The organism is Streptococcus agalactiae ATCC 13813, assembly GCF_000186445.1.
Classification (GTDB): domain Bacteria; phylum Bacillota; class Bacilli; order Lactobacillales; family Streptococcaceae; genus Streptococcus; species Streptococcus agalactiae.
The window spans coordinates 1,570,134-1,583,610 of sequence record NZ_GL636070.1 but is presented as its reverse complement, the minus strand read 5'-3'; the positions used below and the strand labels follow the sequence as shown (position 1 = coordinate 1,583,610).

Annotated in this window: 11 protein-coding genes and 1 riboswitch; of the genes, 8 read left to right on the top strand and 3 right to left on the bottom strand. The window is 35.8% G+C overall.

Annotation, left to right across the window (positions count from 1 at the left end; translation table 11 throughout):
* Positions 1–98: 98 nt before the first annotated feature.
* The 3 genes from HMPREF9171_RS105865 to asnS all read left to right on the top strand — a co-directional run bounded on the left by HMPREF9171_RS105865 (position 99) and on the right by asnS (position 5,210).
* A complete protein-coding gene (locus HMPREF9171_RS105865; protein WP_000192267.1) occupies positions 99–2,564 on the top strand; it encodes a bifunctional DnaQ family exonuclease/ATP-dependent helicase in 2,466 nt (821 codons plus the stop codon).
* An 85-nt stretch (positions 2,565–2,649) separates the two neighbouring features.
* Positions 2,650–3,843: a pyridoxal phosphate-dependent aminotransferase gene (locus tag HMPREF9171_RS105870; RefSeq protein WP_000221828.1), complete on the top strand. Its 1,194-nt coding sequence runs from the start codon at positions 2,650–2,652 to the stop codon at positions 3,841–3,843.
* 20 nt (positions 3,844–3,863) lie between these two features.
* Positions 3,864–5,210: an asparagine--tRNA ligase gene (gene asnS, locus HMPREF9171_RS105875; protein WP_000038471.1), complete on the top strand. Its 1,347-nt coding sequence runs from the start codon at positions 3,864–3,866 to the stop codon at positions 5,208–5,210.
* 40 nt (positions 5,211–5,250) lie between these two features.
* Here the strand turns inward: asnS and HMPREF9171_RS105880 are convergent, their stop codons facing one another.
* From HMPREF9171_RS105880 to HMPREF9171_RS105890, 3 genes are all read right to left on the bottom strand, one after another.
* Complete coding sequence (locus HMPREF9171_RS105880; RefSeq protein ID WP_000167485.1) at positions 5,251–5,808, bottom strand: ECF transporter S component; 558 nt, start codon at positions 5,806–5,808, stop codon at positions 5,251–5,253.
* Positions 5,805–6,788, bottom strand: a complete 984-nt coding sequence (locus HMPREF9171_RS105885) for a nucleoside hydrolase (RefSeq protein ID WP_001031103.1) — start codon at positions 6,786–6,788, stop codon at positions 5,805–5,807. Before HMPREF9171_RS105885 ends, HMPREF9171_RS105880 begins: the two co-directional genes overlap by 4 nt.
* Before the next feature lie 143 nt (positions 6,789–6,931).
* Positions 6,932–6,976: riboswitch (PreQ1 riboswitch) on the bottom strand.
* Between the two features lie 57 nt (positions 6,977–7,033).
* Complete coding sequence (locus HMPREF9171_RS105890) at positions 7,034–7,447, bottom strand: OsmC family protein (protein ID WP_000965178.1); 414 nt, start codon at positions 7,445–7,447, stop codon at positions 7,034–7,036.
* A gap of 153 nt (positions 7,448–7,600) precedes the next feature.
* Here HMPREF9171_RS105890 and rapZ point away from each other — a divergent pair, with 153 nt between their 5' ends.
* From rapZ to HMPREF9171_RS105915, 5 genes are all read left to right on the top strand, one after another.
* Positions 7,601–8,491 carry an RNase adapter RapZ gene (gene rapZ, locus HMPREF9171_RS105895; protein WP_001278845.1) on the top strand — a complete coding sequence of 297 codons (891 nt, stop codon included), beginning with the start codon at positions 7,601–7,603 and terminating at the stop codon, positions 8,489–8,491.
* The gene (locus tag HMPREF9171_RS105900; RefSeq protein ID WP_001231102.1) at positions 8,488–9,462 is read left to right on the top strand and encodes a YvcK family protein; all 975 of its coding nucleotides are present in this window, start codon (positions 8,488–8,490) and stop codon (positions 9,460–9,462) included. The genes rapZ and HMPREF9171_RS105900 overlap by 4 nt, the downstream gene beginning before the upstream one ends.
* Entirely contained in the window at positions 9,459–10,370 is a 912-nt protein-coding gene (whiA, locus tag HMPREF9171_RS105905; protein ID WP_000011316.1) for a DNA-binding protein WhiA, read from the top strand. Before HMPREF9171_RS105900 ends, whiA begins: the two co-directional genes overlap by 4 nt.
* A gap of 14 nt (positions 10,371–10,384) precedes the next feature.
* Positions 10,385–11,782, top strand: a complete 1,398-nt coding sequence (locus tag HMPREF9171_RS105910) for a C69 family dipeptidase (RefSeq protein WP_000752456.1) — start codon at positions 10,385–10,387, stop codon at positions 11,780–11,782.
* A 140-nt stretch (positions 11,783–11,922) separates the two neighbouring features.
* Positions 11,923–13,443 carry a zinc ABC transporter substrate-binding protein AdcA gene (locus HMPREF9171_RS105915; protein WP_001227397.1) on the top strand — a complete coding sequence of 507 codons (1,521 nt, stop codon included), beginning with the start codon at positions 11,923–11,925 and terminating at the stop codon, positions 13,441–13,443.
* Positions 13,444–13,477: the final 34 nt, after the last annotated feature.

The following is a 13,477-nucleotide window of genomic DNA, read 5'->3' as shown; positions in this document are numbered from 1 at the left end:
CTTAAAAAATTATCTTATCTTGGTTATTGGAGTGATGGCATCTTTGAGGTACAGTCATGTTTTGTTTTATAGATATAGCGTGCTATAATAGACTTACTATGACCCAGAAAAAACTTAGAAAATATGCAGTAGTTGACTTGGAGGCTACTGGAGCAGGTCCCAATGCTTCTATTATTCAGGTTGGGATTGTTATTATCCAAGGAAATAAAATTATTGATAGTTATGAAACAGATGTTAATCCTCATGAATCTTTGGATGAGCATATTGTTCATTTGACAGGTATTACGGATAAGCAGTTGGTTAAAGCTCCGGATTTTGGTCAAGTGGCGCATCACATTTATCAATTGATTGAAGATTGTATTTTTGTTGCCCACAATGTAAAGTTCGATGCAAATTTATTGGCTGAGCAACTATTTTTAGAAGGCTTCGAGTTACGTACACCAAGGATAGATACAGTAGAGTTATCACAAGTGTTTTATCCCTGTTTAGAAAAATATTCTTTAGGGGCATTAGCAGAAAGCTTAAATATTGAATTAACAGATGCGCACACTGCTATTGCAGATGCAAGAGCTACAGCACAGTTATTCATTAAGTTAAAAGCTAAAATTAGTAGTTTACCTAAAGAAGTGTTGGAGACCATTTTAACATTTGCTGATAATCTTTTGTTCGAATCCTATTTATTGATTGAAGAAGCTTATCAAGAAGCTGATTTCGTTAATCCTAAAGAATATTATTTCTGGCAAGGATTGGTCTTAAAAAAAGAAAAAGCTGTTGGAAAGCCTAAGAAATTATCTAGTGATTTTCAAGTTAACATGGCTTTGTTAGGTATGGATGCTCGCCCTAAGCAAATTGTTTTTGCTGACTTGGTTAAAGCGCATTTTAATGATCAAACAACAACGTTTTTAGAAGCTCAATCAGGACTTGGTAAAACATATGGATATCTCTTGCCTTTATTGGATCAGTCTCAAAAACAACAAATAATAGTATCTGTTCCAACAAAGATTTTGCAAGATCAAATAATGGCTAAAGAAATAAAGCACATTCAAGAACTTTTTCATATTCCCTGTCACAGTATCAAAGGACCGAGAAATTACTTGAAGTTAGATGCGTTTTATAAGAGCCTCCAAGTGCAGGATCGAAATCGATTGATAAATCGTTTTAAAATGCAACTGCTAGTGTGGTTGACGGAAACGACTACAGGTGATTTGGATGAAATTAAACAAAAACAACGATTAGAATCTTACTTTGACCAGCTAAAACACGATGGAGAAGTGACTCAATCATCACTTTTTTATGATCTGGATTTTTGGAAACGCAGTTATGATAAAGTTGCACAAAGTCAACTTGTTATTATTAATCATGCTTATTTTCTTGAGCGTGTTCAGGATGACAAAGATTTTGCAAAGGGGAAGGTTTTAGTTTTTGATGAAGCTCAGAAACTTGTTTTGGGACTGGAAAATTTTTCTCGTGGGCAACTTGATATTAGTCACCAATTGCAGGTTATTCAAAAAATAATTGATAGTCCTATTCCGTTATTACAAAAGCGCCTTCTGGAAAGTATTTCTTATGAGTTAAGTCATGCAGCAGAACTTTTTTATCGTCATAATTCTTTTGAATTTTCAGAGACCTGGTTGAAACGTCTAAAAAATAGTATAAACGCTTTAGAAGTAGTAGGATTAGATGATTTACAAACTTTTTTCACAGCTACTTATACTAACTATTGGTTTGAAACTGATAAAGTCAATGAGAAGCGTTTAACCATTTTACGTGGGGCGAGAGAAGATTTTCTTAAATTTTCAGAGTTCCTCCCTCCCACAAAAAAGACCTATATGATATCAGCTACTTTACAAATCAGTCCCAAAGTCTACTTGTCAGATCTTTTAGGAGGATTTTCAAGTATAAGCACAGAGAAGATAGCGCATGAGAAAAATGCCAATCAGAAAGTATGGATTGATACCTCTATGCCTAATATACTTGATTTATCACCGGAACAGTATGCTTACGAAATAGCCAAGCGTTTACAAGATATAATGACGTTAAAGCAGCCTACCTTAGTCTTATTAACTTCTAAACAGACAATGTTTATGGTATCTGATTATTTGGATAAGTGGGAGATAAAACATCTTACTCAAGATAAAAATGGCTTAGCTTATAACGTTAAAAAACGTTTTGATCGTGGAGAAAGCAATCTTCTTTTAGGTACAGGATCTTTTTGGGAAGGTGTTGACTTTGTACATCGTGATCGTCTTATTGAAGTTATCACGCGATTGCCTTTTGATAATCCCAAAGACTATTTTATCCAGAAACTATCGCAGAGTTTAACAAAAGAGGGGAAAAACTTCTTTTATGACTATTCTTTACCAATGACTGTCTTAAAATTAAAACAGGCCTTGGGACGTACTACAAGGAGAGAAGAACAAAAGTCAGCGGTAATTATTTTGGATAGCAGATTGGTTATTAAATCTTATGGACAAACCATCATGCATTCTCTTGGTAGAGATTTTGAAATTTCTAAGGAAAAAATTAACAAGGTCTTGACTGAAATGGCTAAATTTTTGATATAATGGTAAAGATCATTGTCTAAAAATAAGATGTTGACAGTGCGACTCAAGATTAAATAATAGTAGTACGTTGATAAAAGGAGGAGTGATGACCTATTTGTCAGAACGTGTACTCAATATGGAAGAGAGTGTTACTTTAGCTGCGGGAGCTAAAGCAAGAGAACTCAGAGTACAAGGAAGAGATATTCTTAGTTTAACTTTAGGGGAGCCTGATTTCGCTACTCCTAAAAACATTCAGCAAGCGGCTATTGAGGCTATAACAGATGGACGTGCAAGTTTTTACACACCATCAAGTGGTTTGCCGGAGTTGAAGTCAGCAATTAATGCGTATTTTGAACGTTTTTATGGCTACTCCCTTAAACCTAATCAGGTGGTTGTGGGAACTGGTGCTAAGTTTATCCTTTATACTTTCTTTATGACAGTACTGAATCCCGGTGATGAAGTAATTATTCCGACTCCTTATTGGGTATCTTATGCTGATCAGATTAAGATGGCTGAAGGTAAGCCAGTTTTTGTCACAGCAAAAGAAGTTAATCACTTCAAAGTAACTGTGGAACAGTTAGAAGCTGTTAGGACTGATAAGACAAAAGTCATACTTCTTAATAGTCCATCAAATCCTACAGGTATGATTTATAAAGCTGAGGAGTTGGAGGCTATTGGAAATTGGGCAGTCGAACATGATATCCTAATTTTAGCAGATGATATTTACGGTCGATTGGTTTACAATGGCAATATTTTTACCCCTATTTCAAGCCTTTCAGAGTCCATTCGAAACCAAACGATAGTCATAAATGGAGTTTCTAAGACTTATGCGATGACAGGTTGGCGTGTTGGTTTTGCAGTGGGTAATCATGATATTATAGCGGCAATGTCTAAAGTAGTCAGTCAAACAACTTCTAACCTTACGGCTGTCTCACAGTATGCTACTATTGAGGCTTTAAATGGTTCTCAAGAGTCATTTGAAAAAATGAGGCTAGCATTTGAAGAACGCCTTAATATCATTTATCCATTGTTGTGTCAGGTCCCTGGGTTTGAGGTTGTTAAACCACAAGGTGCTTTTTATCTTTTCCCAAATGTTACAAAAGCAATGGAAATGAAAGGATATACGGATGTTACAGCATTCACGGATGCCATTCTTGAAGAAGTTGGACTTGCTTTAGTAACGGGTGCTGGTTTTGGAGCGCCGGAAAATGTTCGTCTGAGTTATGCTACAGATCTTGGAACCCTTAAAGAAGCTGTTCGTAGACTGCATGTCTTTATGGGAAGTAATGAAATTAATTAAATAAAAATAGAGAGAAACTTATGTCAAAAAAACTTATTTCAATTGTTGATGTTAAAGATTATGTTGGTCAAGAAGTTACTATTGGTGCTTGGGTTGCTAACAAATCAGGTAAAGGTAAGATTGCGTTTGTACAGTTGCGCGATGGTTCTGCCTTTTTCCAAGGTGTCGCTTTTAAACCAAACTTCATTGAAAAATATGGTGAAGAATCAGGTCTTGAAAAATTTGACGTTATTAAACGTCTCAACCAAGAAACATCTGTTTATGTAACAGGGATTGTTAAAGAGGATGAACGTTCAAAATTTGGCTATGAGCTTGATATTACTGACCTTGAAGTCATTGGAGAGTCACATGAATATCCTATAACTCCTAAAGAGCATGGGACAGACTTCTTGATGGACAACCGTCATCTTTGGTTGCGTTCTCGTAAACAAATGGCTGTTATGCAAATTCGTAACGCTATTATTTATTCAACTTATGAATTCTTTGACCAAAATGGTTTTATCAAATTTGATAGCCCAATTTTATCAGAAAATGCAGCAGAAGATTCAACAGAGTTATTCGAAACAGACTATTTTGGGAAACCAGCATTTCTTAGCCAATCTGGTCAATTATACCTTGAAGCTGGAGCAATGGCTCTAGGCCGAGTTTTCGACTTTGGTCCAGTCTTTCGTGCTGAAAAATCTAAAACACGTCGCCATTTAACAGAATTTTGGATGATGGATGCCGAGTATTCTTTCTTGTCACATGAGGAATCACTTGACCTTCAAGAAGCTTATGTTAAAGCATTGATCCAAGGCGTTCTAGATCGTGCGCCTCAAGCACTTGATATTTTAGAACGTGATGTTGAGGCTCTCAAACGTTATATCGCAGAGCCATTCAAGCGTGTTTCTTATGATGATGCTATTACACTTCTTCAAGAGCATGAAGCAGATGAAGATACAGATTATGAACATTTAGAGCATGGTGATGACTTTGGTTCACCACATGAAACTTGGATTTCTAATTACTTTGGAGTGCCGACATTTGTAGTGAATTACCCAGCAAGCTTTAAAGCATTTTATATGAAACCAGTTCCTGGAAATCCAGAACGCGTTCTTTGTGCTGATCTTTTAGCTCCAGAAGGTTATGGAGAGATCATTGGCGGCTCAATGCGTGAAGACAACTACGATGCTCTTGTGGCTAAAATGGATGAACTAGGTATGGCTAAATCAGAATACGACTTTTACCTTGACCTTCGTAAATACGGCTCTGTTCCTCATGGCGGTTTTGGTATAGGTATTGAACGTATGGTAACTTTTGTTGCTGGTACCAAACATATTCGCGAAGCTATTCCATTCCCACGTATGTTACATCGTATCAAACCATAATAAAAAGAGCGCTAGCTAGTGCGCTTTTTTATTATGGTCTTTAGAATCGTTGGTTAATTAAATTGGGACTATGTTTTTTTAACAATGTGATTGTCGAAAAGACAAGGATAAGACTGATTAGTCGATCAATATAATCTGTTCCAACTTGAACAAGTATCAAACTACTTGTCATGTCTAATCCAATTCCATGTAAGAATTGTGCTATAATACTTGAGCCACTAGAGGTAATTCCTTTAAAAAGGATAACTGTTATAACTGAAGCAATAATAGTTCCTGGTAAAGAAATAATCAGTGATTTCCACAATAGGCTAGAGGGTTTACAATTCCTTTTAATCAAGATACCAGTAATGATAGCAACTACGATGGCGACTGGTGAATAATAAAGTGAAAAAATATCAGTAGTCATCCAATTGATGAGTGCACTGAGAAAAGCAGTGCTGGCAGCGTACCATGGTCCCAGGATAACTGCTATTAGCAATGTACCTATAGTATCTAGATAGATAGGTAGGCGTAAAAATAGAGCTAAATTAGCCCCAATAAGGTTGATGGCGATAGCGATTGAGATAAATGAAATTAAACGAGCAGGTGATTTTGTCATTTGTTAAGTCCTAACATTTCTAAGTCTTCAATGATGACTGAATTTTGTGCATGTAATAGGACGGTCATAAAATCATTCCAAAATAAATTAGTATTGACTGAGGTTAAAATCTTACTGTTAGCATCTTTTTTATAAAAATGATACTGATCTACAATTGTTTGTCCCATGGCGATTCCGTGACAAGCAACATCGGTATAGCTATCAAAACCAGTAGCGATATTTTCATTAACAAAGTAAGCAATAGCTAAAGGATCATTTATCACACATCCAATAATATGCTCATATTGCCAGTGAAAATCGAAGTAGAACTTTGTGATTTTTTGGATAAAAGTTGATACGTCTGGATTAATACGCTCCATATAAGATAAATGATTGGGGGTTAATACAATATGACGTGTGATGTCTAGTCCAACCATCTCTATTTTTTTGTCAAGGTTTTCAAATACATATTGTGCAGCATGGGGATCATACCAATAGTTGTATTCAGCAACTGGAGAACAATTGCCATGTGATTTAAAATTTCCTCCCATGCTAACAAATCGCTTGCAATGTTTGCCTAATTTGGGATTAGTTTGTAAGGCTCGAGCGATATTGGTCAGAGGTCCGAGAGCTATAATAGAAGTATCATTTTTGTGTTCAAAATAGTTTGCTAAAAAACAATCTGCTGATTCTTCTTGAAAGATAATTGGTTGCGCCAATGTAAAGTTATTCTCTCCAAGGCCATCCATTCCATGAGTATCTTGAGCAGATACAAATTCACGTTGTAAAGGCAAGTTATTACCAACATAAACTGAAATGTCGCGACGATTTAGTAATTCAAGCGTTACAAAGGTATTCTTTAGTCCTAGCTCAACAGGCGAATTGCCTGCTGTTATAGTAATAGCAACAACTTCTAACTTAGGATGCTGAATAGCATACATCAGTGCTAAGGTATCATCAATACCGGGATCGCAATCGATAATAATTTTTTCTTTGTTCATTTGTCTCCTTTCTTTTAATATTAGTGAATGTTCTATGCTTTTATGAAACTATTAACAATAGTCATGGCAATAAAAAAGATCTTGGCAGTTACCAAGATCACACGAAAAAATGAATTTAGTTTTCTAAATTCAATCATATTTTCAGTCACTTAGTTTTTTATTCTGGGAAGTTTTCGAACCAGTCCGAGAAATCCTCGATTATGCACGTGTTTTATTATAATATGAAAGCACTAACTTGTAAAGATTCAAACTGACCATTTAACAGTGTCTAGATTGATTGTTTTAGCATTTGAAATTAATTTTGAAATCGGACATCTGCTGTGTGCTTTGTTAACGATTAGCTTACTATCAGATAATGACAGTTTTTCAATACTAGCAACAGCGTTAACTTGGAAATAAAATCCCTTACCTACTTGCTTTTCCTTCATGAGCTGGCAATTAACATCAACACGAGATTTTAGGTCTTTGAATCCTTTTTGTTCTAAAATAGCTTTTATAGTTGCATTTAAACATGTTGACCATGCTAAAGCAATTAATTCTTCAGGATTAAATCCTGGTAAATGATTTAAAGGGTGATTGGTCTCCACAATTTTTCCATTGGAGAGATAAACTTTTCCATCAACGCCTTGAGTGTTTGATGAGGTTACTTCATAAAGCATAATAAACTCCTTTGGGTCTAGTTTACCAAATTTGGGAGCATTCCGACAAGATTTTACTATTTAGAATGAGTTTCTTTTCCTCTGAAGTAAAATCCTAATTGCTAGCCATTTGTGGTATAATGGCATAAAACATAAGAGAAAGAGGTAATCGTAATGTCAGACGAACAAATCAAACTTGTGATTGTAACAGGTATGAGTGGGGCAGGAAAGACAGTGGCTATTCAGTCATTTGAAGATTTAGGATATTTTACAATAGATAATATGCCGCCTACTCTAGTGCCTAAGTTTTTAGAATTAGCAGCACAATCAGGAGATACAAGCAAGATTGCTATGGTAGTTGACATGCGTAGTCGTCTTTTCTTTAGAGAAATTAACTCTATTTTGGATAGCCTTGAAATTAATGATAATATTAACTTTAAGATTCTATTTTTAGATGCTACTGACACCGAGCTAGTGTCACGATATAAAGAGACACGTCGTAGCCACCCTCTTGCTGCCGACGGCAGAGTGTTAGATGGTATTTCTCTAGAGAGAGAACTATTAGCACCGCTTAAAAGTATGAGTCAGAACGTTGTGGACACTAGTGAATTAACACCAAGACAACTACGTAAGGTCATTTCTGAAGAATTCTCAAATCAAGATAGTCAAAGTTCTTTTCGTATTGAAGTTATGAGTTTTGGGTTTAAATATGGTATACCTTTGGATGCGGATTTAGTATTCGATGTGCGTTTTTTACCAAATCCATACTATAAACCAGAATTAAGAGATAAGACAGGTTTAGATACTGAGGTTTATGACTATGTCATGAGTTTTGATGAATCAGACGATTTTTATGACCATCTTCTTGCCTTAATAAAGCCAATCTTACCAGGCTATCAAAAAGAAGGGAAATCTGTTTTGACTGTGGCAATCGGATGTACAGGTGGGCAACATCGTAGCACCGCTTTTGCTCATAGATTATCAGAAGATTTAAAAGCAGATTGGACAGTGAATGAAAGCCATCGTGATAAAAATAAGCGTAAGGAGACGGTGAATCGTTCATGAGAAAACCTAAAATAACCGTTATTGGCGGAGGAACGGGAATTCCAGTTATTTTGAAAAGTCTTCGCTTAGAAGATGTTGAGATTACAGCGGTTGTCACGGTGGCAGATGATGGTGGTTCGTCAGGTGAGTTGCGCTCAGTTATGCAACTAACACCGCCAGGAGATTTAAGAAATGTTTTGGTTGCCTTGAGTGATATGCCGAAGTTTTACGAACAAATTTTCCAATATCGTTTTGCAGAAGGTGATGGGGATTTTGCAGGTCATCCTTTAGGAAATCTTATTATTGCTGGTGTTGCTGAAATGCAAGGTTCAACTTATAACGCTATGCAGAGTTTAACACAGTTCTTTCATACAACAGGAAAGATATATCCATCTAGTGAACATCCGCTCACTCTGCATGCTGTTTTTAAAGATGGCCATGAAGTGGTTGGAGAGAGTCAAATAGCCGATTATAAAGGCATGATTGACCATGTGTATGTCACTAATACTTATAATGAAGAGACTCCTACGGCCAGCCGCAAAGTTGTTGATGCAATTTTAGAAAGTGATATGATTGTGTTGGGTCCAGGGTCACTTTTCACCTCTATTTTACCTAACCTAGTTATTCCAGAGATTAAACAAGCTCTTTTAGAAACTCGGGCAGAGGTAGCTTATGTATGCAATATTATGACACAACGTGGTGAAACTGAGCATTTTACAGACGCAGACCACGTTGAAGTATTGAAACGTCATTTAGGACAAGATGCTATCGATACAGTTTTGGTTAATATTGAAAAAGTGCCAGAGTCTTATATGGAAAACAATCATTTTGATGAGTATTTGGTACAGGTTGAACATGATTTTTCAGGGCTTAGAAAACATGCCAGACGTGTCATCTCGTCTAACTTTTTAAAATTAGAAAAAGGTGGAGCCTTCCATCATGGTGACTTCGTTGTTGAGGAACTAATGAATTTAGTAGGAACACATTTATGAGTTTTACAGTAAAAGTCAAAGAAGAGTTGCTAGGTCATAAGAGTGAAAATAAGATGGAACTGTCAGCTATTATCAAAATGTCAGGTAGTTTAGGATTAGCTAACCACGGCCTCAACCTTTCTATTACCACAGAAAATGCTAAAATTGCTCGTCATATTTATAGCATGTTAGAAGAACATTATCATTTGCAGCCAGAAATCAAATACCATCAAAAAACGAACTTACGAAAGAATCGTGTGTATACTGTTTTTATTGAAGAAAAAGTTGATGTTATTCTTGCTGATTTGAAGTTGGCTGATGCTTTTTTTGGTATTGAAACTGGTATTGAACACTCTATATTGGACAATGATGAAAATGGAAGAGCTTATCTCAGGGGAGCATTCTTATCAACGGGTACTGTTAGAGAACCTGATTCTGGAAAATATCAACTAGAAATTTTTTCTGTTTATCTAGACCATGCACAAGACTTAGCTAATCTTATGAAAAAATTTATGTTAGATGCAAAGGTTATTGAACATAAACATGGAGCAGTAACTTATTTGCAAAAAGCAGAAGATATTATGGATTTCTTGATAGTCATTGATGCCATGGAAGCTAGAGATGCTTTTGAAGAGATTAAAATGATACGTGAGACACGTAATGATATTAACCGTGCTAACAACGTTGAAACAGCTAATATTGCTAGAACAATCACAGCTAGTATGAAGACTATCAATAATATTATCAAGATTATGGATACTATTGGTTTTGATGCACTGCCTAGTGATTTAAGACAAGTAGCTCAGGTGCGTGTGGCTCATCCAGATTACTCTATTCAACAAATAGCAGACAGTTTAGAAACGCCTCTGAGTAAGAGTGGCGTTAACCATCGCTTACGGAAAATAAATAAAATTGCAGATGAATTATAGAAGGAGATATTAGCATGGCTTGTACAACAATATTGGTTGGTAAAAAGGCTTCTTATGATGGTTCGACTATGATCGCTAGAACGGAAGACTCTGTTAATGGCGATTTCACACCCAAAAAATTAAAGGTAATGACATCTAAAGATCAACCGCGTCATTACAAATCAGTTTTATCAAATTTTGAAGTAGATTTACCAGATAACCCACTTCCTTATACTTCAGTACCGGACGCATTGGGAAAAGATGGTATATGGGGTGAAGCCGGTATTAACAGTAAAAATGTAGCGATGAGTGCTACAGAAACTATTACAACGAATTCCCGCGTTTTGGGTGCAGATCCTTTGGTTTCAGATGGTATAGGGGAAGAGGATATACTCACTTTAGTGCTTCCCTATATTCAGTCAGCGCGAGAAGGTGTGGAGCGTTTAGGTGCTATTTTGGAAAAATATGGAACCTATGAATCAAATGGTATTGCTTTTTCAGATACCGAAGAAATATGGTGGTTAGAAACAATTGGTGGGCATCATTGGATTGCTCGTCGCGTACCTGATGATGTTTATGTTACTAATCCTAACCAACTAGGAATTGATCATTTTGAATTTAATAACTGTGATGACTACATGTGCTCTAGTGATTTGAAAGAGTTTATCGAACAATACCATTTAGATTTGACCTATTCTAATGAGCATTTCAATCCTCGATATGCTTTTGGTAGCCAACGTGATAAAGATCGTCATTACAACACACCAAGAAGTTGGGCAATGCAGCGTTTTTTAAATCCTGAAATTGAACAGGATCCACGTAGTTTGTTTATTCCCTGGTGTCAAAAGCCTTACCGAAAAATTACTGTTGAGGATATTAAATATGTGTTGAGTGATCATTATCAAGACAGTGTGTATGACCCATATGGACCAGAAGGGGATGCGGTAAGTAGGAGAGCTTTTCGTTCAGTTGGTATCAACCGAACTAGTCAAACGTCTATTCTACAATTGCGACCAAATAAATCACTTGAAACGACAGGTGTTCAATGGTTATCTTATGGCTCTATGCCATTTGCAACCATGGTGCCGTTGTTTACACAAGTTGAGACTGTACCAGACTATTTTTCGAATACAACCAAGGATGCTTCAACAGATAATTTTTATTGGACCAATCGTTTAATTGCAGCTCTAGCAGATCCACACTTTTATCAACATGAAGCTGATATTGAAAGCTATATCGAGAGAACGATGGCCCAAGGACATGCACATATTAATGGTATTGATAGAGAAGTTGCTGAGAATAAAGAGATTGATTTTCAACAGAAAAATCAAGAAATGAGTGACTATGTTCAAAAAGAAAGCCAAGAATTGTTAAATCGTATTCTATTTGATGCAAGTAATTTAATGACAAATCGCTTTTCAATGGGAGATTAAAAAACTCGGAATATTTTCCGGGTTTTTAAGATAAAAACGCTTGCATAAGTATATAAAACTTGCAAAAAAAAAATATCGTGCTATACTTTACTAGTAAAATATTAACCGGTAAATAATGGGTTAAATAAAAAGGAGAAAAAATGAGAAAGAAATTTCTTTTATTGATAAGCTTTGTAGCTATGTTTGCAGCTTGGCAACTTGTTCAAGTTAAACAAGTTTGGGCTGATAGTAAACTTAAAGTGGTAACAACTTTTTACCCAGTTTATGAGTTTACAAAAAATGTCGTTGGTGATAAAGCTGATGTATCTATGTTAATTAAAGCAGGTACAGAGCCGCATGATTTTGAACCATCAACTAAAAACATCGCTGCCATCCAAGATTCAAATGCTTTTGTTTACATGGATGATAACATGGAAACTTGGGCTCCAAAAGTAGCTAAATCAGTTAAATCCAAAAAAGTAACAACTATTAAAGGTACTGGCGATATGTTACTTACTAAAGGCGTCGAAGAAGAAGGTGAAGAACATGAAGGACATGGTCATGAAGGGCATCATCATGAACTTGACCCACACGTATGGTTGTCTCCAGAACGTGCGATTTCTGTTGTAGAAAACATCCGTAATAAATTTGTCAAAGCTTATCCAAAAGATGCAGCTTCATTTAATAAAAATGCAGATGCTTACATTGCAAAATTAAAAGAGCTTGACAAAGAATACAAAAATGGTTTGTCAAATGCTAAACAAAAGAGTTTTGTGACTCAACACGCAGCGTTTGGTTACATGGCGCTTGATTACGGTTTAAATCAAGTTCCAATTGCTGGTCTTACTCCAGATGCAGAACCTTCATCAAAACGTTTAGGCGAATTAGCTAAATACATCAAGAAATATAACATCAACTACATTTATTTTGAAGAAAATGCTTCAAATAAAGTTGCTAAAACTTTAGCAGATGAAGTTGGCGTGAAAACAGCTGTGCTTAGTCCACTTGAAGGACTTTCTAAAAAAGAAATGGCAGCTGGCGAAGATTACTTCTCAGTTATGAGACGTAATTTGAAAGTTCTTAAAAAGACAACAGATGTTGCAGGTAAAGAAGTAGCTCCTGAAGAAGATAAAACTAAAACAGTTGAAACAGGTTACTTTAAAACTAAAGATGTTAAAGACCGTAAATTGACAGATTACTCTGGTAATTGGCAATCAGTATATCCTCTTCTTCAAGATGGAACACTTGATCCAGTTTGGGATTACAAAGCTAAATCTAAAAAAGATATGACTGCTGCAGAGTACAAAAAATATTATACAGCAGGTTACAAGACTGACGTAGAATCAATCAAGATTGATGGTAAAAAACACCAAATGACCTTTGTACGTAATGGTAAATCACAAACATTTACATACAAATATGCAGGTTACAAAATCTTAACTTATAAAAAAGGTAATCGTGGAGTACGTTATCTCTTTGAAGCTAAGGAAAAAGATGCTGGTCAATTCAAATATATCCAATTTAGTGACCATGGTATTAAACCGAATAAAGCTGAACACTTCCATATCTTCTGGGGTTCAGAAAGCCAAGAAAAATTATTTGAGGAAATGGAAAACTGGCCAACATACTTCCCAGCTAAAATGTCTGGACGTGAAGTTGCCCAAGACCTTATGTCTCATTAATATTTAAAAGATGATATCGGATACGATATCATCT